This is a genomic window from Candidatus Binataceae bacterium (assembly GCA_035508495.1).
In the GTDB taxonomy this organism is placed as follows: Bacteria; Desulfobacterota; Binatia; order Binatales; family Binataceae; genus JASHPB01.
Window position 1 is genome coordinate 72,416 of record DATJMX010000041.1, and the last position, 18,928, is coordinate 91,343.

At 61.4% G+C, this 18,928-nt stretch carries 21 protein-coding genes; 12 read left to right on the plus strand and 9 right to left on the minus strand.

Features of this window, described 5'->3' with window-relative positions; all coding sequences use genetic code 11:
• The first annotated feature begins 73 nt into the window (after window positions 1-73).
• Window positions 74-463, plus strand: coding sequence for a PKD domain-containing protein (locus VMA09_14250; GenBank protein HUA34765.1), 390 nt, complete (start codon window positions 74-76; stop codon window positions 461-463).
• A 6-nt stretch (window positions 464-469) separates the two neighbouring features.
• On the opposite strand, the gene VMA09_14255 is transcribed toward VMA09_14250, so the two are convergent.
• The gene (locus VMA09_14255; GenBank protein ID HUA34766.1) at window positions 470-1,081 is read right to left on the minus strand and encodes a carbonic anhydrase; all 612 of its coding nucleotides are present in this window, start codon (window positions 1,079-1,081) and stop codon (window positions 470-472) included.
• 15 nt (window positions 1,082-1,096) lie between these two features.
• Window positions 1,097-1,756: a carbonic anhydrase gene (locus tag VMA09_14260; GenBank protein ID HUA34767.1), complete on the minus strand. Its 660-nt coding sequence runs from the start codon at window positions 1,754-1,756 to the stop codon at window positions 1,097-1,099.
• 108 nt (window positions 1,757-1,864) lie between these two features.
• Between VMA09_14260 and VMA09_14265 the strand changes: the two genes are divergently transcribed.
• The 8 genes from VMA09_14265 (at window position 1,865) to acs (ending at window position 9,849) form a co-directional block, all read left to right on the plus strand.
• A complete protein-coding gene (locus VMA09_14265) occupies window positions 1,865-2,338 on the plus strand; it encodes a tetratricopeptide repeat protein (GenBank protein HUA34768.1) in 474 nt (157 codons plus the stop codon).
• Between the two features lie 129 nt (window positions 2,339-2,467).
• A complete protein-coding gene (gene pfkA, locus VMA09_14270) occupies window positions 2,468-3,457 on the plus strand; it encodes a 6-phosphofructokinase (protein ID HUA34769.1) in 990 nt (329 codons plus the stop codon).
• A gap of 257 nt (window positions 3,458-3,714) precedes the next feature.
• Window positions 3,715-4,164, plus strand: coding sequence for a hypothetical protein (locus tag VMA09_14275; GenBank protein ID HUA34770.1), 450 nt, complete (start codon window positions 3,715-3,717; stop codon window positions 4,162-4,164).
• Window positions 4,165-4,311: 147 nt separating this feature from the next.
• Complete coding sequence (locus VMA09_14280) at window positions 4,312-5,088, plus strand: glucose 1-dehydrogenase (GenBank protein HUA34771.1); 777 nt, start codon at window positions 4,312-4,314, stop codon at window positions 5,086-5,088.
• Window positions 5,089-5,212: 124 nt separating this feature from the next.
• A complete protein-coding gene (locus VMA09_14285; protein HUA34772.1) occupies window positions 5,213-5,671 on the plus strand; it encodes a MaoC family dehydratase N-terminal domain-containing protein in 459 nt (152 codons plus the stop codon).
• 28 nt (window positions 5,672-5,699) lie between these two features.
• Window positions 5,700-6,122, plus strand: coding sequence for a MaoC/PaaZ C-terminal domain-containing protein (locus tag VMA09_14290; protein ID HUA34773.1), 423 nt, complete (start codon window positions 5,700-5,702; stop codon window positions 6,120-6,122).
• A 305-nt stretch (window positions 6,123-6,427) separates the two neighbouring features.
• On the plus strand, window positions 6,428-7,885 hold the full coding sequence (locus VMA09_14295; GenBank protein ID HUA34774.1) for a DUF3536 domain-containing protein: 1,458 nt from the start codon (window positions 6,428-6,430) through the stop codon (window positions 7,883-7,885).
• 5 nt (window positions 7,886-7,890) lie between these two features.
• Window positions 7,891-9,849, plus strand: a complete 1,959-nt coding sequence (gene acs, locus VMA09_14300) for an acetate--CoA ligase (protein HUA34775.1) — start codon at window positions 7,891-7,893, stop codon at window positions 9,847-9,849.
• A gap of 85 nt (window positions 9,850-9,934) precedes the next feature.
• Here the strand turns inward: acs and VMA09_14305 are convergent, their stop codons facing one another.
• The 4 genes from VMA09_14305 to VMA09_14320 all read right to left on the minus strand — a co-directional run bounded on the left by VMA09_14305 (window position 9,935) and on the right by VMA09_14320 (window position 12,476).
• Window positions 9,935-10,630, minus strand: a complete 696-nt coding sequence (locus tag VMA09_14305; GenBank protein HUA34776.1) for an MBL fold metallo-hydrolase — start codon at window positions 10,628-10,630, stop codon at window positions 9,935-9,937.
• A 3-nt stretch (window positions 10,631-10,633) separates the two neighbouring features.
• A complete protein-coding gene (locus tag VMA09_14310; protein ID HUA34777.1) occupies window positions 10,634-11,284 on the minus strand; it encodes a cob(I)yrinic acid a,c-diamide adenosyltransferase in 651 nt (216 codons plus the stop codon).
• Window positions 11,285-11,456: 172 nt separating this feature from the next.
• The gene (locus VMA09_14315) at window positions 11,457-11,894 is read right to left on the minus strand and encodes a rhodanese-like domain-containing protein (protein HUA34778.1); all 438 of its coding nucleotides are present in this window, start codon (window positions 11,892-11,894) and stop codon (window positions 11,457-11,459) included.
• A gap of 69 nt (window positions 11,895-11,963) precedes the next feature.
• Window positions 11,964-12,476, minus strand: coding sequence for a nitroreductase family protein (locus VMA09_14320; protein ID HUA34779.1), 513 nt, complete (start codon window positions 12,474-12,476; stop codon window positions 11,964-11,966).
• Between the two features lie 192 nt (window positions 12,477-12,668).
• On the opposite strand from VMA09_14320, the gene VMA09_14325 reads away from it, so the two are divergent.
• Window positions 12,669-15,413 carry a hypothetical protein gene (locus VMA09_14325; GenBank protein HUA34780.1) on the plus strand — a complete coding sequence of 915 codons (2,745 nt, stop codon included), beginning with the start codon at window positions 12,669-12,671 and terminating at the stop codon, window positions 15,411-15,413.
• Between the two features lie 94 nt (window positions 15,414-15,507).
• On the opposite strand, the gene VMA09_14330 is transcribed toward VMA09_14325, so the two are convergent.
• The 3 genes from VMA09_14330 to VMA09_14340 are packed head-to-tail and all read right to left on the minus strand — an operon-like array spanning window position 15,508 to window position 17,099.
• On the minus strand, window positions 15,508-15,882 hold the full coding sequence (locus tag VMA09_14330) for a glyoxalase superfamily protein (protein HUA34781.1): 375 nt from the start codon (window positions 15,880-15,882) through the stop codon (window positions 15,508-15,510).
• 1 nt (window position 15,883) lies between these two features.
• Window positions 15,884-16,168, minus strand: coding sequence for a hypothetical protein (locus VMA09_14335; GenBank protein HUA34782.1), 285 nt, complete (start codon window positions 16,166-16,168; stop codon window positions 15,884-15,886).
• Between the two features lie 28 nt (window positions 16,169-16,196).
• Window positions 16,197-17,099, minus strand: coding sequence for a YiiX/YebB-like N1pC/P60 family cysteine hydrolase (locus VMA09_14340; GenBank protein HUA34783.1), 903 nt, complete (start codon window positions 17,097-17,099; stop codon window positions 16,197-16,199).
• Window positions 17,100-17,283: 184 nt separating this feature from the next.
• Between VMA09_14340 and argJ the strand changes: the two genes are divergently transcribed.
• Entirely contained in the window at window positions 17,284-18,480 is a 1,197-nt protein-coding gene (gene argJ / locus VMA09_14345) for a bifunctional glutamate N-acetyltransferase/amino-acid acetyltransferase ArgJ (protein ID HUA34784.1), read from the plus strand.
• Between the two features lie 58 nt (window positions 18,481-18,538).
• A complete protein-coding gene (locus tag VMA09_14350) occupies window positions 18,539-18,844 on the plus strand; it encodes a Rieske (2Fe-2S) protein (GenBank protein HUA34785.1) in 306 nt (101 codons plus the stop codon).
• The last annotated feature ends 84 nt before the right edge of the window (window positions 18,845-18,928 follow it).

Below are 18,928 nucleotides of genomic sequence, written 5' to 3' on the forward strand. Positions count from 1 at the left end.
CTGCGCGTCGCCGACCTCTCCCTGGTCAGGGAGAGGGGTTTCCGAGGGATGCTCCGCGTTTCGTGGAGCGGTCGTGGCTGTCGCGATAACCCTGTTATTCGCTGTTGCAGGCTTCGCGCAGGAAAACGAGGCGATGCCGTCGCCGATGGGATCTTCGTCACCCGGAATAGCGCGCGTCGAGATCCCGCGTCTTCCGCAGATCACAGTAGCCGCGGCGCCAGCCTATGGAACGGCGCCGCTGTTCGTTGGTTTCCTGGTCGCGAGCAGCGATCCCGAAGCGGTCTTCAACAGCTATCGATGGAACTTCGGCGACGGCCAGGTCTCGACGTTGCCGCCCACGATGCTCTTTCATACCTTCCTGAACCCCGGCACCTACGTCGTCTCGCTGACGGTCACAACCGAAGACGGCCACCAGGCCACCGGCTTCACCGGCGTGATCGTCAAGTCGGCAACGGGTCAGTGAGCCGCGTCAGCCGAGCTCTTCGACGAGACCGGTTTTCGAATCGTAGATCGCTCCCACGATCTCTAGCGGGTGATTCCGCGCTGCGTCGCGGATCTCCCTGGATGCTTCGAGCTTGGCGACAAAGCGCTTGACGTTTTCGCGGACGGCGTTGGTTACTGGATCGCCTGAAAGGCCGCGCGAAGCTTCGATCGCGGGGGCGAGCAGGCCAAGGAGGCTGTCGGGATGGCTTTCGTTTTGATCATTGAAGGCCGCGGTGATTGCTCCGCAGCGCAGATGCCCGAGCACGACGATCAGTGGGACGTGCCAGTTCGATACTGCAAACGCCAGACTCTCGACCGCGATACGCCCGGCGAGGTTGCCGCCGTTGCGCACCGAGAACAGATCGCCAAGGCCGCGATCGAACACCAGCTCCGGCGGCACGCGCGAATCCGAGCATCCCAGGATCGCGGCAAAAGGCATCTGCCCGCCAATCAAACTCTCGCGGCGCTCCATACTCTGACTGGGATGACGCGGCACTCCCGCGGCGAAGCGCGCGTTGCCCTCGCGCAGTAGTGTCAGCGCCCCGGATGCGGTTATTTGCTCACGCGCGGCGACGCGCGCTTCAATTTCAGCGGACATCAGACAATTCTATCATCAAAGAATATCGATTTTTCCGGTCTTGAGATTGTACACGCCGCCGATGATCCGGAGTTCGCCGGTCTTGACCATCGCGGACAACTCGGGCGATTCCTCGAGCTTCTGCATTACAAGCTTAACGTTTTCGCGGACCGCGTTCGTGACCGGATCACCCGGCTGACCCTTGCTGTCGGCAACTGCAGGCTTGAGTTCGCTAAGCAGCGGGCCGACGTCGCCTTCCTCGTCATGCCCCAGAATGGCAGCCTTCACAGCGCCGCACTCGGTGTGGCCGAGGATCATCACGACCCGCACGCCGAGATGCTTCACCGAGTAATCGAGGCTCTGAATCGTAATATCGGTGGCGACGTTGCCGGCCACACGGACCACGAATAGATCGCCGAGGCCCTGATCGAAGATAACCTCCGGCGGCACGCGCGAGTCCGAGCACGACAGCACCGAAGCGAAGGGATGCTGCCCCTTGGCGACTTCCTCGCGCCGTTCCCGCGACTGATCCGGATGATCCAACCGGCCCGCAATGAAGCGCTGATTGCCGTCGAGCAGCAGTTGCAGCGCGCGCGCCGCGCTCATCGTAGGCTTGACGTTGGCAGCCCACGCCGGGGGAATCACGGCGAGAGTTGCGGCGATAAGTGCGAATCCGAGGGTTTTGGCTTTTCCCAACATGCGTACCGTTTTGATGAAAAGTCGCGTGTCTCGCAAGAGCGAGAGCATTGACATGAAAGGTTCTTCCGCCAGTATTAGGACCTCATGCGGAACTTGATCGCACCCTTGGCAGCTCTCTCAACCGTTGCGATTTTCCTGACTGTCGCGCTTTCCGGATGTGGCGACGCGACGCTCAAGGCCCAACAGCAGCAGGTCCAGCAACAACAGCAGCAGATCGAACAGCAGCAGCAGGAGATCGAGTCGCTGAAGCAGCAGGCGCCATCATACACGCCCGGGCTCCCATCTGCCCCCGGGGGCTGCGATCGCGCAACCGAGCAGGCCGCGACGCAGCACGGTGGCTCGGATTATGCGGCCGGTTCGTATGAAAAGGCCCTTGCATACTACAAGGACGCGCTGTCCGCCTGCCCAGCCGATCCCAAAGCTGAAATTAACGTCGCCCGCGCCTACGAGGCGATGGGAAATCGCGATAGCGCCGTCGAGCATTACCGCGCGGCTGCCTCGAGCAGCGACGCCTCGGCACCGGGTGCCATCGAAGAAGCGCGCAACGCGCTGGTGCGTCTGGGCGCCGGCGCTCCGTGAGGATTGCACTGCGCAACGAGCCTCCGAGTTGGTTCTGGTCGACCACCTCGTTAGATTGATCGGTGGGACGTGTTTTAGTCCCTCCGAGAGATGGGTAACGACTCTCAACCCGAAATTGAACGAATGATAGTGACGACGGGGCGATCCGCTCCGCGCCATATCGGCGTGTTGACGGCGGGTGGCGATGCGCCCGGGATGAACGCCGCGATTCGCGCGGTGGTGCGATGCGCCTCAACGGCGGGAATGGCCGTGACGGGCTTTCGCCGCGGCTACGATGGGCTGATCCGTGACGTAGCCGAGCCTCTCGCGGGGCGCGCCGTCGCCAATATTATCCAGCGCGGCGGAACGTTTCTCGAAACGTCGCGATCAGATGAATTCCGCACCGCGGCCGGACGCGGGCTCGCCGCGCGCAACCTGAGACGCCGCGAGATCGACGCGCTCGTCGTAATCGGCGGTGAAGGCTCGATGCGCGGCGCGACCCTGCTCGCGCAGGAAACCGACCTGCCGGTTTATGTGATCCCGGCTTCGATAGATAACGATATCCCGGCCAGCGAATATGCGATCGGCTTCGATACCGCGGTGAACACGGCGCTTGAGGCGATCGATCGAATCCGCGACACCGCATTTGCGTATGAGCGGGTGTTCTGCGTCGAAGTGATGGGCCGCGACTCGGGCTTTATCGCGCTTGCGGTTGCGATCGGGGCGGGCGCCGAAGCGGTAATCGTCCCGGAGTTCCCACCGGCGATCGAAGAGATTTGCAATCGCGTCGAGGAGAGCCATCGGGGCGGCAAGCGCTCGTCGATCATCATCGTGTCTGAAGGCCCACGCACAGGCGGCGTTATCCCGGTCGCCGATGCGCTCACGGCCCGGCTCGGCACGCAGGCCCGCGTCGTGGTACTCGGCCACGTCCAGCGCGGCGGCGCTCCGACGGCACGCGATCGCCTGCTCGCCAGCAGGATGGGCGCGGAAGCCGTACAAGCGATCCTCGACGGCGCGGTTCCATCTCTAATCGGCGAAGAACGCGGCGACATGATTCGCGTTCCCCTGCCGGAAGCCGTCGAAATACGCCGCCATCTGAATCCAGCCCTGGTGGATCTCGTCCACCGGCTTTCGACCTGAACAGGTCTCCAGGCAAACTTCCCGTTCCCTCTGAAATCCCTCCCCCTGACCATCGGGAGGGATTCAGAGGCGCGCTGAGCGCGCCAAGTCACCAAAGTTTAGCGATTGCGAAAAAAATGTTGCGATTTGGGAACTATTCTTCGCTGCCGATTGTTTTGCTTCACGAAATGGGACGATTCCATCGCGGGTGATGGTACCCGGAGCTTGAGGTGTGGGCCTCGACTGCCGGGTTTTGGTGTCCCTGTCGGATAGCGAGAATGGGCGCAGCTTTCGGAACCCCGGATAACGCCGTAGAAAACTTCGTCGGGCTCCATCAGATCCTGCCGTGCCAGTATTACGACACCTCGGGAGGCCATCGCCTGAGCGGTGAGCAGCGCCTGATGCTGGCTCTGCTCGCCGATGCGATCAACGTCTATCAACAAGGCGTTTTATCGCGCAGCACTCGAAAGCGCCTGCTCTACGTCGATGCTGAGCGGTGGATCATGGCGGGCGCGCGTGCTGGGCACGCATTCAGCTTCGATACCGTGTGCGACGCGCTCGGGATCAACCCGTCGGTCCTGCGCCGCCGCATGGTCATGTGGAAGCATCGCGTGCGCGGCGACGTCGAGAGCCGCGTGACACCCCATCTGCGGCTCAAGATCACGCCCCGTGAGAAAGGCATGAGCCGCCGGCGCAGCCGCGCCCGGGTCCCGCTTCCCGCATTCTAGCCCATCTGAATCGCACGCCTCTTCTTCTCTGTCGCGGGCCGTGCGATATATTTCCGATCGGCGAACGGCACAATTTCATCCTGCCATTCGACCGCGTGGCGCCGCTCATGCAGCGCTCGCATTTCCAGCTACGGAGGAAGTTCTACCTTGAAGGATCCATTCAGCGTTGAAGGCAAAGTCACGATCGTCACCGGCGGCGGCACCGGCATCGGCGAATCGATCGCAAAAGAATTCGCGATGCGCGGCGCGCCGGTTCTGATCGCGAGCCGCAACGTAGAAAACCTCAGCCGCGTGCGCGACGAGATTCGCAAGAACGGCGGCAAGTGCGAAATCGCCAAGGTAGACGTCCGCGATGCCGCACAATGCGATGCGATGGTGGCGGAGGCCGTCAAGCATTTCGGCCGCCTCGATGTGCTGATCAACAATCACGGCGCGAGTATCACCACGCCGAGCCTCAACCTGTCGCCCAATGGATGGCGCGCCGTGGTCGGAATCAATCTCGACGGCGTGTTCTTTTGTACCAAGGCGGCCGCGCGCCAGTTCCTCGCGCAAAAGTCACCCGGATCAATCATCAACATCTCGTCAACCGCGGGCGTACACGGTTCGCCGACGATGCTCCCCTACGGCGCATCGAAGGCCGGCGTTATCAACCTGACGACCTCGCATGCGGGCGAGTTCGGCGAATTTGGAATCCGCGTCAACTGTATTGCGCCGGGTCCGATCGATACCGAAGGCGCCGCCCCACGCGTCTGGCCGAACCCAGAAGTGAAGGAAGCCGTGAGAAAATCGCGCGCCCTACAGCGCTTCGGCCGCGTCGAGGAAATCGCCTATCCCTGCCTCTTCCTCGCCTCGGACGCATCGAGCTACGTATCCGGCGCGCTCCTAATCGTCGACGGAGGCCAAGCCCCGCGCGCGATCGAGTAGGAATCCTTGTCCGGCGATTATGGTCGTGTTACTGATCTAGAGTGGTTGCGTTAGTAAGCATTATAGAGCGTCTATAAGCGACAAGTATCGCACGTAGAACGTGAACTGAACCAGGAGAGATTCGATGCCCGATAAAAGCGTTATCGGTAAGACCGGCAAACCCTTCAAGATGCACGTTGACTGGAGCAAGGTGCGCGAGTTTGCCCGCGCGATCAAAGATCCCAGCGCCGTTTACTTCGACCAGGATGCGGCCAAGAAGGAACTCGGCGGAATTCCCGTCCCTGTGACCTTCCTTCAGACCAGCGCGTTCTGGACCGACGAAACCTCGAGTCCCGGTTTTGGCGGCTTCGATCTGCGCCGTATCCTCCATGGCGAGCAGGAGTTCGAGTTCTTCAAGCCGATCTTCGTCGGCGATACTCTGACTGGCGTTACCAAGGTTTCCGACTTTTACGAGAAGGAAGGCGGACGCGGCGGCAAGATGACGTTCCTCGTCACCGAAACCGAGTACACCAATCAGAAGGGCGAGAAGGTCGCACTGTCCCGCTCGACGCTTATCGAAACCGGCCAGGCGGTGAAGGCGTAACGCGCGCATCGATTTACGGAGAAATATCATGGCAGCAAAGCTGAAATACGATTCACTCAAGGTCGGTGACGAGATTCCCAAGCTGGTGATCGAAGGCGTGACGCGTCCCGACTTCGTGCGCTATGCCGGCGCTTCGGGCGATTTCGTTCCGCTTCATTACGATCAGACCTTCGTTGAGGCGGCCGGAATCCCGACCGTATTCGCGCAGGGGATGTTCACGGCGGGACTGCTCTCCAAGGCGGTCACTGACTACGTCGGGATCGGCAACGTGCGCCAGTACAAGGTCCGCTTCGCCACGCGCGTATGGCCGGGTGACGTCGTGACCTGCACGGGCAAGATCACGAGCAAGCTCGAGAAGGACGGCGAGAAGCAGATCGAAGGCGATCTGATCGTCACCAATCAGAAAGGCGAACCGGCAATCCGGGGCTCCTTCCGCGCCGCCTGCGCCTAGCGGGAAGAGCGCACCCGGCTGCGAAGCGATGCCTCCGGTCCCCCTTCCCGTGCGGGAAGGGGATAGGGGTTAGGTCGTTTTTTTGATTTGGCTGCGAGCGAAAAGACAACCTAACCCTCTTTCCCTTCCCGCACGGGAAGGGAAGTTGCTCGGGCGGGCATTTCGATAGATGGCTGCAATGCTGCGCTCCTCATCGGCGAAAAGACTTGGCGGCTAATGTCGCGATGCCTTGTGGATAAAATCTGTTAATGAAATCGGATGGACGGTCTTGGGACTGTCCGTCTGAAAGCGCTAAGTACCATCACATGACAGAACCCCGATACGTCATAATTCACGGTCATTTTTATCAGCCGCCGCGCGAAAGTCCGTGGACCGGGATTATCGCGCCCGAAGGCGGCGCCGCGCCCTTCCAGAACTGGAACGAGCGCATCCTGAGCGAATGCTACACGGCGAACGCCCATGCCCATACGATGGAGGGTACGGTCGTCCACGTCCGCAATAACTACGAGGCGCTTAACTTCGACTTCGGCCCGACGCTCGCCGGATGGCTCGAGCATCATGGCAAGCCCGCATACCGGGCGATGCGCCGCGGCGACCAGATCTCCGCCGAGCGCCACGCGGGCCGCGGCAACGCAATCGCGCAGCCGTACTCGCATGCGATCATGCCGATGCTCACGCCGCGCGATCGCGAGCTGCAGATCCAGTGGGGCATCGAGGATTTCGTCTACCGCTTCGGCCGCAAGCCCGAGGGCATTTGGCTGCCCGAATGCGCCGCCGATGACGACACGCTCGCCTCGGTCGTCGCTGCCGGAATGAAGTTCGTGATCCTCTCCGCCGAGCAGGGCCGCTACAGCGGTCCCGGCGCCGATACTCGTCAGGCCGGTCCCTTCGCGTGGAGCAACGGCACGCATAGCCTCGCGGTTTTTCGATTCGATACCCATCTGTCGTCGTCAGTTTCGTTCGCCGAAGGCCTGTTGGATGGCGGCCGCCTCGCGGAATGGATCGTCAACACCGCGCTCAGCTTCGCGCCGGGTGAAGCACTGATGCTCGCGACCGACGGCGAGACCTTTGGCCATCACAAAAAGAGCGGCGCAGCCGAGCTCGCACGCGCGCTTATCATGCTCGAGCGGCGCGAGGATGTCGTCGTAACCAATTGCGCTAACTATCTCGCCTCGCATGCGCCGCGCGGCGCCTTCTCGCTGCCGACCGCGAGCTCGTGGAGCTGTCCGCATGGAATCGAGCGTTGGCGCTCGAACTGCGGATGCCGTCTCGATCCAACCTCGAGCCAGGAATGGCGCACACCGTTTCGTGGCGCGATGGAGTTCGTGAAGAACCACGTCGAAGCGGTTTACGATCGCTTCGCCGCGCCGCTCCTCAAGGATCGCCATCACGAGGCGCTCGACGGCGCCGTCCGCCTGCTAATCGACGACAACGCGGCGGTGCATGAGGAATTCTTCACCCGCTTCGGCGTCGGCGACGAGGTAAATCGCGAGCGCCTGCTGAGAATGTTCGAGATGGTGCGGGCAGGCTACGCCTCGCTCACGAGCTGCGCATGGTTCTTCGACGATTTCGGCGGCCTCGAAGGCCGCATCGCGCTCAAGTGGGCCGCGCGCGCCTCGGAACTCGCCGCCGAGCTGACCCCATCGATCGAAGCGGAGCTGCTCGATCATCTGCGTGAAATTCGCTCGAATCGGCGTGAGAATGGCGATGCGGCTTCTTTGTATCTGAGCCTCAAGACGCGGGAAGCGCGCGGGAGGATTTAGTCACGATGGCCTCGAACGAAAGCACGCATCTCGACGTCACGCTCAACGAATCGCGCAAGTTCGCGCCATCGGCCGAGTTTTCCGCCGCCGCGTGGGTGAAGAGCAAGGACGAATACGAAGCGCTCTACAAGCGCGCCGACCAGGATCCGGAAGGCTTCTGGTCCGAATGCGCGAAGAATCTCGACTGGTTCAAGCCATTCGGCCAGGTGCTCGAATGGAAATTTCCGTTCGCCAAATGGTTCCTCGGCGGGACGATCAACGCCGCCTACAATTGCCTCGATCGCCATCTCAAGGGGCCGCGCCGCAACAAGGCGGCGCTCATCTGGGAAGGCGAGCCCGGCGACTCGCGCGTCTACACCTACCAGATGCTGGCTGAGGAAGTCGGCCGCGCCGCCAACGCGCTCAAATCGCTCGGCGTGAAGGAAGGCGACCGCGTTGCGATATACATGCCGCTATTGCCCGAGGCCGCGATTGCGATGCTCGCGTGCGCGCGAATCGGCGCAATTCACTCGGTCGTATTCGGCGGCTTCTCGTCGGAGGCGCTCGCCGATCGAATCAACGACGCCGAGGCCAAGGTCTGCATCACGGCCGACGGCGGATGGCGTCGCGGGCAGATCGTCGAGCTCAAGCACAACGTCGACGAAGCGCTGAAGAAATGCCCGTCTGTTCACAAAGTGTTAGTGCTCAAGCGCACCGGCAGTCACGTCGATATGCGCAAGGGGCGCGACGAATGGTGGGACGAAGTCGTTCCCAAGCAGAGCCCCAAGTGCGAGGCCGCACAGCTCGACAGCGAGCATCCGCTGTTCACGCTCTACACCTCCGGCACCACGGGCAAGCCCAAGGGCGTGCTCCATTCAACCGGCGGATACCTGACGCACACGCTGATGACGATGCGCTGGGTGTTCGACATGAAGGACGACGACATCTATTGGTGCACGGCGGACATCGGCTGGGTCACCGGTCACAGCTATACCGTGTACGGACCGCTCGCCGCGGGCGCGACGGTTCTGATGTACGAAGGCGCGCCGAATTTTCCCGAGAATGATCGCTTCTGGCAGATAATCGAGAAGTACCGCGTCAACATTTTCTACACCGCGCCGACCGCGATTCGCACCTTTATCAAGTGGGGCGATTCGTGGGTGAAGAAGCACGACCTCTCGAGCCTGCGCCTGCTCGGCTCGGTCGGCGAGCCAATCAATCCCGAAGCCTGGATGTGGTATCGCAAGGTGATCGGCGGCGACCGCTGCCCGATCGTCGATACGTGGTGGCAGACCGAAACCGGAGGCATCATGATCTCGCCGATGCCCGGTGCGATCGCGGCCAAGCCCGGCTCCGCGACGCGGCCGCTGCCTGGAATCGCAGCCGATGTCGTCACCCCCGACGGCAAGAGCGTTGGCGCCAAACAGGGAGGCCTGCTGATCGTGCGCAAGCCGTGGCCCGGGATGCTGCGAACGATCTTCCGCGATCCGGAGCGCTACAAGCAGCAGTATTTCAGCCAGATGGAAGGCGTGTACTTCACCGGCGACGGCGCGCGCCGCGACGAGGACGGCTACTTCTGGATCATGGGCCGCGTCGACGACGTCATCAACGTCTCGGGACACCGCCTCGGCACGATGGAAATCGAAAGCGCGCTGGTCTCGCATATCACAGTCGCAGAAGCCGCATGCGTCGGCCGTCCCGACGATATGAAAGGCCAGGCTGTCGTCGCATTCGTCACGCTCGAAGGCGGCCGCAAAGGCGACAACAAGCTCCGCGAAGAACTCCGCGCCCACGTGGTCAAGGAGATCGGCGCCTTGGCCCGCCCCGACGACATCCGCTTCACCGACGCACTGCCAAAAACCAGAAGCGGCAAAATAATGCGCCGCCTACTCCGCCAGATCGCCGCCGGCGACGAAACCCTCGGCGACACAACCACGCTCGAAGATCTTTCGGTCCTGGCAAAACTCCGCGACGACGACGATTGAGCGCGAGCGCGCAAGCGCCCAACAAAATTCCCAAAACCCCTCTCCCGTTATACCACGGGAGAGGGATTGTTCGGATTTTCAGCGATCAGCGCCGCGCGACGCCCATCGCGTCGAGGAAATCGTCGAGGGTTTCGAAGCGCATGTACATGTTGTGACGCTTCTGTTTCGCGATCGTCGTGTTGGGCTCGTTCGAATATGCGTGGCCGGGATAAACGACCGTCTCGTCGTCGAGGCTCTTCAGCGTGTTGTTCAGGCTGTAATACATCGCCTCGGGATCCGAGCCTGGCAAATCGACGCGGCCGCATGAATTCACGAACAGCGTATCGCCCGAGATCAGGTTGCCGTCGATGAGGAAGCATTGCGACCCGGGAGTATGACCGGGAGTGTGCAGAAACTTGACTTCCAGGTCGCCGACCTTGGCGATATCGCCGGCGTCCATCTTGACGAGATCGGAATCCGCCAGGCCCGCGACTTTCTTCACGCCCTCGGCCTCGTGCTTGTTCACGTAGATCTTCGCCTTGACCCGATTCAGCATCTCGGCCGCACCCTCGATCGTCTGCCCCATCATGGAACCGCCCAGGTGATCGGGGTGATAGTGCGTGATCAGAATCTTGTCGATCTCGTAGCCTTCTTTCTCGGCGAAATCACAGATCGCGGTCACGTCCCACGCCGGATCGACCACCGCGAGCTTGCGCGCGGCGCTGTCGCCGACGAGGTACACGAAGTTGGCCATCGGGCCAATTTGCGCCTGCCTTAGGTAAAGTGTCGGGTCCGATGCCATGGCTTATTTCGACTCCTTGCGCGGCGCGCCTGCCCTTCTCGCTGCGCGCCTGATCTCATCGATACGAAGGCCGCGATCCCACACAAATTCCGGTTCGCCCAGACGTTTCGCGACCCATCGCGATTGCACGAACAGGTGATCGCTCAGGCGGTTAACATAGACAATCAACTTGTCGTTGATGTCTTCCTCGCGCTTGAGCCGCCAGCATACGCGCTCCGCGCGGCGGCATACCGTGCGTGCCTGGTGCAGAAAAGCATTGAGCACGCCGCCGCCCGGCAGCGTGAACGATTTCAGCGGCTCGAGCTCCTTCTCCATGCGATCCATCTCTTCCTCGAGAAGAGCGGGCTCGCCGTCGCTCATCTTATGCATGCCCTCGTACTCGCCGTCGGGCGGAGTGGCGAGTTCCGAGCCGACATCGAAGAGCTCGTTCTGGATACGCCGCAGCGCCTCTGAGTACCACTGGAAGTCATCGCCGAAGCCGGCGGCATAGTTCGGCAGGTAAGTGCGCACGATACCGACGATCGAGTTGAGTTCGTCGATAGTGCCGTAGGATTCGAGTCGCAGGCTTTCCTTCGGCACGCGCCTTCCGCCGACGAGCGCCGTAGTGCCCTTATCGCCGGTCCGCGTATAAATGCGATTCAGTCGTATTGCCATATGTGTTCCGCTGCTTCTTTGTATTGCCTCGCCCGCTTGCGGGAGAGGCCGGCTGGCGCGGAAGTTGAGATGTCTGAGTTCAACTTCCGCGCCAGCCGGGTGAGGGTGCTGCGGTGGAAACTAGCAAGAATGTTCGCAACGGCGATCGCCGCAAGCTTCGAACGCTGCACCCTCACAATCCAGCCTTCTTTCTCTGCACCTGGTATGAGTTGCCGCTGATGTCCGTCGATACCGGCAGGCCGGAGTCGCGCCAGCCTTTTACTACCACTGCGCCCGAGGCGTCGCGTTGGCCGCCGAAGCCGCCGGTCACGTTGGTCAAATCCGTGTAGCCTGCGTCCTCGAGCATCTCGCAGGCGCGCTGCGATCTACCACCGGCCATGCATCCGACGACCAGCTTCTTGTTCTTCGACAGCACCTTCTGCGCCACTTCGACGAAGTCCGGATTCACTTCCATCTGGCCCGGCCCCTTGATGAACACCACTGGAATATTGATCGCGCCCTCAGGATGGCCGGCGGCGAACTCCGCCTCGGTGCGAACGTCCAGGTAGATCGCGTCGGAATTTTTCTTGAGCGTCTCGTGAGCCTCGGCAGGTTGCTGCTGGTTGATCATCGGCGATTTACCTCGCGCTTGTGATGGTCGCATCCTAGCAGAAGTCGTCCTGCCGCGGATGCGCGCGAGCTACGGTTTCGGATTCCCGTAGCGCTCGTAATGAACCATCTCCTTGCGCGACTTGAGCGGCCGCGCTTCGGGCGGCTTGGCGGGGTTCGCATAGCCAAATGGCAGCACCGTGAAGATGCCCCATTCTACCGGCACGCCAAGAAGCTGGACGATCTTGTCCGCATCGAAGTTGCCGGCCCAGCAGGTGCCCAGGCCCAGCGCCCATGCCGCATCGGCCATGTTCTGCACGGCCTGCGCGCAATCGACGTCGGCCCATCGCGTGTTCGCGAGATCTTTCAGGATCGCGACCGCGGACGGCGCTTCGCCGATGAACTTCCCGGTCGTGCACAGCTCGCCGAGTTTCTTTAGCGTCTCGCGCTCGCGCACGATGACGAACTGCCAGGGCTGGAGATTGCGCGCGCTCATCGCATGCCGCCCCGCTTCGACGATCATGTTGAGCTTCTCGAGCTCGACCGGCTGGTCGGCAAATGAGCGCTGCACGCGCCGTTTCAGGATTGCTTCGACTGCATCCATTTCACTGCACTCCTTGGCAAACTAACAGGTGTTAAGTTGCAGACAAAATATGTACTATCTCTGCCGCCGCGAACGAAAGTATGCGTCTCCAAGACAAGATCGCGCTAATCGCCAGTGGCGGCAAGCGATTTGCCAGACGCATGCAAGCGTTCGCGATTTCTTGCGCGCAACTACACAAAAGCCGGTGTCAATTTGGCGGACTCACGATGTAAGCGTCTAGCGGCTCTGGCCGCCTTTTTCATTCTGTTCCTCTCGGTAAGCGGATCTTCTTTCGCGGCCTACCCCTTTCAAATCTTCTACTCCGGCACTGAGAACCTGGTTATCGATCGACTGAAGCTCGATCCGGCCACTGTCCAGGTGCCGAATCTTTCTGACGCGAAAAGCGCCGTCTACCAGGAGAAGCTGCCGTCGCCCGGTCCCGATCTCGATGCGCTCAAGCAGCGCGTCAGCGACGGGATGGGGCTCGTCGTCATTCTTGGTGAGAATACCGATTCAGCCGCGCTCGCTGCGCTGACGGACGGCCGGATCACGCAAGCGGGAAAGGTGAACGTCCCGCCCGGCCCGGACCATGACATCGCATATGAAGGAATCGCGGCGGTCGTGATGTACGTCGGGCCGCGCGCCGATCCGATCAACACCAACGTCGGATGGCTGACCGCGGTGCGTGTCCACGAGCGCTCTCTGCTCGACGTGCACGATGCGGAAGTGATGGTGCGCACGAATCCCTACGATCCGGCGCGGCCGGGCACTCCGATCCTGATGCGGCTGCATCTCGGCAAGGGCACGATCTACGTGCTCAACGAATGGCTGCGGCAGGGCGACCAGAGCGCGCGCATCAAGAGCTGGGTCGCGATGCTGGGCGGGATCAAGAACGCACAGAACTACGACTTCCAGCGCTGGGCATATTTCAACTGGCTGCTCTATGCGATGTCGCGGACGGCAGCCGGCGCTCCGCCAACTCCGTTTGGCGACTGGATTGCGGCGCCGGTTCCGGATCGCGCCCAGACGCATACGCTGGCGACGATTTTTCTCACGATGACCGCGCTCTTCTTCGTTGCGTTCGTGATCACGCGCCGCTACAGCATGCGGCATCCGGAGATGCTCGAGCGCTTCTACGCGTCCAGCGCGCCGGCCGCGCCCCATCCGCAATCGCTCGGCGCCGCCGCCGCGCCATCGGCCGAAACGGGCGCGGAGCCGAGCCGTGGCGATCCGCGATGGGAAATCGTCGGATTCCATCGGCCGCTGAGCGGTTTCTTTTATAACTACCTGCTCTCGCTCTTCATCATGGTGCCGCTGAATTTCGCGGTGACCTTCTACATCGAACGCAGCTTCATCAATCCGTTCCTCGAGGCGCGCGGCGCATGGGGCGGCGTGCAGCAGTTCATGCTGATCTTCTTCACGCTGCTGAACGTCGGCACCGACCAGGCGATGGTCAAGTATGTCGCGGAGTATCGGCTGACCAATCCACCGCGCGCGATCATGTTCGCGCAGTTCTTTATCTGGTTTCACGCGCTGGCCGGCGTCTTTCAGATCACGGTGCTGGGACTGGTCGCGGCCACGTGGATGCCGCACACGATCGTCGCCTACCTGTCGTGGATGGTGGTGCTACACACGCTGATCCAGTTCCCGGGCTTCATCGCAATTTTCTTCAATCTGTTCCGCTCGTTGCAGCGCTTCGATTACGCGCAGCTTCTCATCGTGCTGACCTATGTGCTGAATCCGATCATCCAGATGACCTGCGGGATCTACATGCGGCACTGGGGCCTGATGCATCCGGTGTTCGGCGAGGGGATGGGCGTGGTGTTCGGCTTTGCGATCGGTGGAGTGATCGCGAACCTGCTGATGGGACTTTTCTGCGCCATCTTCTACCAGAAGATGGGCTTCAACCTCATCACGATTTTCCTCGCCCACTTCGACCGCAAGACGATGAAGCAATCGTTCCTGTACGGCTCGAAGCTGATGGGCGGGCAGGCGGCGATCGCGGCGAGCTGGGGAATCGTGCCGATCCTGATCCTGGTGCTGCTCCCCGACGGCCTCGAGCTCAACGAAATCTTTTTGCTCACCTTCGCGTTCACATTCGGTTATCTCGAAACCGGATGTTACATCTTCACGACGCTGATGCCCTCGATCTCGGAGGCCTACTCGCAGGGTATGATTCGGCTGACGCGTCGCTATCTCGATCAGGGTCTGCGCTGGGCCTTGATGGTGACGATGATGCTGGGCGCGGCGTTCATCGCGTTCGACGATGTGTTCATCAAAGGACTCCTGCCTGCCCAGTTTGTGCGCGCCGCGGCGGTGATGTGGCTGATGCACCTGGCGCGCGTGGTGGACTTCGGAACGCGGCTTCCCGATCAAGTCTTCCAGGGCGTCGGCCGCACGGGAACCTTCACGTGGACGTCGCTCGTCGAGCATGGCAGCCGCGTCGTGCTCGCCGCGGTCTTCCTTAAACGGTTCGGATTCGAGGGCGTCTATTACGCGTTCATCGTGTCCTCGACGTTGCGGATAATCCTCGCCTGGCCGCTGATGGGCTGGCTGGTCCAGTGGCCGTCGGTGAGTCTCTGGCAGACAATCGTCAATCCGTTGACCTCGGGATTCGCAAGCTATGCGATCCTGCGCACGTTCGCAGTCGCGACGTGGCAGGGCGCGGGTCACGTCGCCAACTCGGCGTTGGTGGTGCTCATCTGCCTCGGCGCCTCACTGCCGCTCTACATGTTCATCAGCGGGTTGCTCGGCTGGGACCGTGCGAGTCTCGCTGAATTCCGCGATGCGGCCGAACTGGTGCCAGCACCATTCGGCGGAATCGCAACCTGGGCGCATCGCGTGACCAGCTACGCTTCGAGTCTGAGTCCACTGAATAATCGCTTCCCGGGGCGGCTGATCACCGAAGCCGCCGAGGAAGCCGGCACGCTGACAGCATTGAAAGCGGAGATGCACTGATTGCTGCGCGTCTTTGCAGCCTCGGATTGACCAAAAGTTAGCGCGCGTACTCTTGTCCCCTCTCCTTATCCTAGGAGAGGGAACTGAACGTTGACTACTTGTTAATGCGTTCTGAGAAGAAGATTCGATTGCCGAACGGATCTATCACGCCCATGGTGCGCACGTTCCAGGGCATCGTCTCGATGCCCGGGCGGTAGTAGCGATATTTCTTCGCCGTCAGTTCCGCGTGCAGATCGTCGAGGCCGGTCAGGTAAACCGTGACATGGATGCCGGGGGAGCCGTCGCCGTGATGCTCGCTCAGGTAGAACACCATGCCGTCGCGCGACACTCGCATCAAAAGCGGAGCGTTGTCGTCGAAACGATGCTCCCAATCCAGCTTGAAGCCGAGGAAATCCAAGTAGAACTCGCGCGCTTTCTCGACCGAGAAGATTCGAAACGTCGGAACGATCGATTCGAATCGTACCGCCACGCTATCGCGCGCGCCGAAAGGCCGCGAACATTTCCTCGAACTTCGCGACGCGTTCCTGGATCGAGCTCGTGCGCTGCACGCCGAGGAAGAATTGCACCAGCTCTTCGTGCCCCACCTGGCCGCCCGGGCTCATCACTTCGACCAGCTCCTCGATGAGCGCGGGAAACTTCTCGCTCGGGATGTAGTAGTTGGCCCAGCCGAAATTGCAGTGGCGATGGAGGATTTTCGCGATGGTCTTTTCCAGCAGCTCGCGCCGTCCCGCACCATGTTCTTGTTCGTCGTTCAATCGATAGTCCTCCGATGAGAATCACGCGTCAGGCGCCTTTCTTCACCTCGGCGCTCGGCTGGTCATCAGCCCACTGTATCTTGCGATAATCGAAGCGCATGCTCTCGATTATGTTGAACTTGATAATCTCAAAGTACGGCGAAAGATCGAAGTCACGCGGCGTCACCAGGGTCGGCGAAACCATCCTGAGCCGCCCCAGCGCCTGATGCTGCGTTGCCTTCGATCCAATCGGCCATAGCTTGCGCACCTTGGTGACCGCGATCGGCTCGCCTTCGGGTGTTTGCTCGTACTTCGGGATAATCGGAAATCGCACCCGTGCAAAGCATCCCGCAATCAGGCTGGAGCATATCACGCGCGTCGGCTCGCCGCTGCCAAATTGCAGGGCTTTGCGGCGCAGTCGCGCCGGCACCAGGCTGACCGGCAGGAAGTAGCGCGCGAGGTCGACAACGTTGCGCACATCATAGGTATCGCCCACGCTACGCAGCGCTTCGTCGATAACTTCGGCCCCGTCGGCGCTCGAGAGCCGGAACGGTCGGCATACGCGCAGATTGAAGTTGCGATACTTGCTCATCGGCGCGAGGATCACGCCCTGATCGACCAGCGCCTCGACCAGCAGATGAGCAGCGTCCTCGCCAAATTCCTTGTGCAGCTCGGCTTTCTTTTCAGGATGGCGTCTGAGATATGCGTCGCCGATATAAATCGCCGAATGCGACCACGAACTCTGTGTCAGGTACTTGATGCATTGGCTGATGCGCTCGTTGCCTTCGACCAAAATAACGTCGCCGGGATGGACATGGCGGCGCAACGCGACGATGTCATTAGCAATGTGGAGTTCGTAACTTTTGAGCGGTTTGGTCAGGAGCCCGATGGCGGCATCGGTGAGCTTGCCAGTAATCCATTTTAGCGGATTTCTCGTCGCGCCGGACGCCATCGCGATGCCCCTCCGGCGCCGGGACTCTACGACCTGTTCCGGCGCTTCATCGGCCCTGAATTGACTATACGGAGGATTGTCTTTCGGAGACAAGCAACGTGCGGTGCGATTCCGGTTGGAGCGCCAGACTGATTTGCACATACTTCAGGCGCGCGTATATTCGGCGCTCGGAGGATTTCAGAGGATGCAGGTAAAGCTCGAACCCGCGGTGGTGCGGGGATTCCGATTCGCCGGCGTCGCGGCAGGAATCAAGAAGGCAGAGGGAGCGCTCGACCTGGGACTTATCGCCGCCGACGAGCCGGCCGCGGCCGCGGCGGTATTCAGCGCAAATCGTGTCAAATCCGCCACGATATACGTTACCGCCGACCGTGTTCGCTCAGGCCGCCTGCAGGCGGTGATCGTGAACTCGGGATGCGCCAACAGCTTCACGGGCAAGCCGGGACTGAAGCTCGCCATCGATTCGTGCGCGGCAGTTGCCAAGCTGCTGGGAATCAAGGCGGAGCTGGTAGTGCCGAACTCAACCGGAGTCATCGGGCATCTTTACGATCTCGGCAATTATGCGGCGGGCGCCGGGGCGGCCGTGAATCAACTTCGCGAAGATGGGATGGCCGACTTCGCGCGCGCGATCATGACTACCGATACGCGGCCGAAGACCGCTTCGACGACGCTGAGAGTTGGCGGCGAGACGATAACGATCGCGGGAGCGGTGAAGGGCGTCGGCATGTTGTCGCCGAACATGGCGACGATGCTCGGCTATATCGTGACCGACGCGGCGATCGCGCCTACTGCGCTCAAGCGATCGCTCAAGGCTGCGCTGCCCACCAGCTTCAATGCGATCACGGTCGATGGCGACATGTCGACCAACGATACGGTGATCCTGCTCGCAAGCGGCGCCGCAAAGAACCGCGCGTTCACGCCGCGCGACTCCGCAGCGTTCGACAAGGCGCTGACCGAAGTTTCACAGGCTCTTGCACGCGAGCTGGTGCGCGACGGCGAAGGCGCTACCAAGCTCGTGAGCATCGAGGTGCGCGGCGCCAAGTCGGCCTCGGACGCGCAGCGCGCGGCGCGGCAGATCGCGAATTCACCGCTGGTCAAGACGGCGTTCTTTGGATGCGATCCCAATGTGGGCCGAATCCTGATGGCGGCGGGATCGTCGGGCGCGATGGTCGAATCGGAGAAGCTCGTGCTGTTCATCGGCGGGACCAAGGTCGCGTCGGGGGGGCGTCTGCTTACCGAAGCGCTCGACGAGGCGGGACGCGCGATGAAGGAAGCCGAGTTCACTGTGCTGCTCGATCTCAAGCTCGGCAAGGCCTCGGCCAAGATCCTCACCTGCGATCTGAGCTACGACTACGTAAAGATCAACGCCGAGTACACGACTTGAGGTTGCGTCGTGTGCGGACCGCTCAATAGAATCGCGACGCGAGGGAGGTTCGATCACAGTGGCAAATTTCGTGAAAGTCGCGGCGGTAGCCGATGTTCCCGCGGGCACCGGCAAGGTCATCGAAGCGGGCGGCAAGCAGATCGCGATCTTCAACGCGGGCGCCAATTTCTATGCGATCGACAACGCCTGTAAGCATCGCGGCGGCCCGCTCGGCGAAGGCGAGCTCGACGGCACGACGGTAGTCTGCCCATGGCACGGATGGGAGTACGACGTGACGACGGGCGCCAATCTCGACGATCCCAAGATCAAGGTCGGCTGCTATCCGGTGAAGGTCGAAGGCGACAACGTCCTGGTCGAAGTTTAATCTCCGCGTTCTGAAAATCCTAAAAAAATAGTAGGGTTGGCGTCCCTGCCCGCCATTGAGATGCGCGAGCCGTAGGGCTCGCGC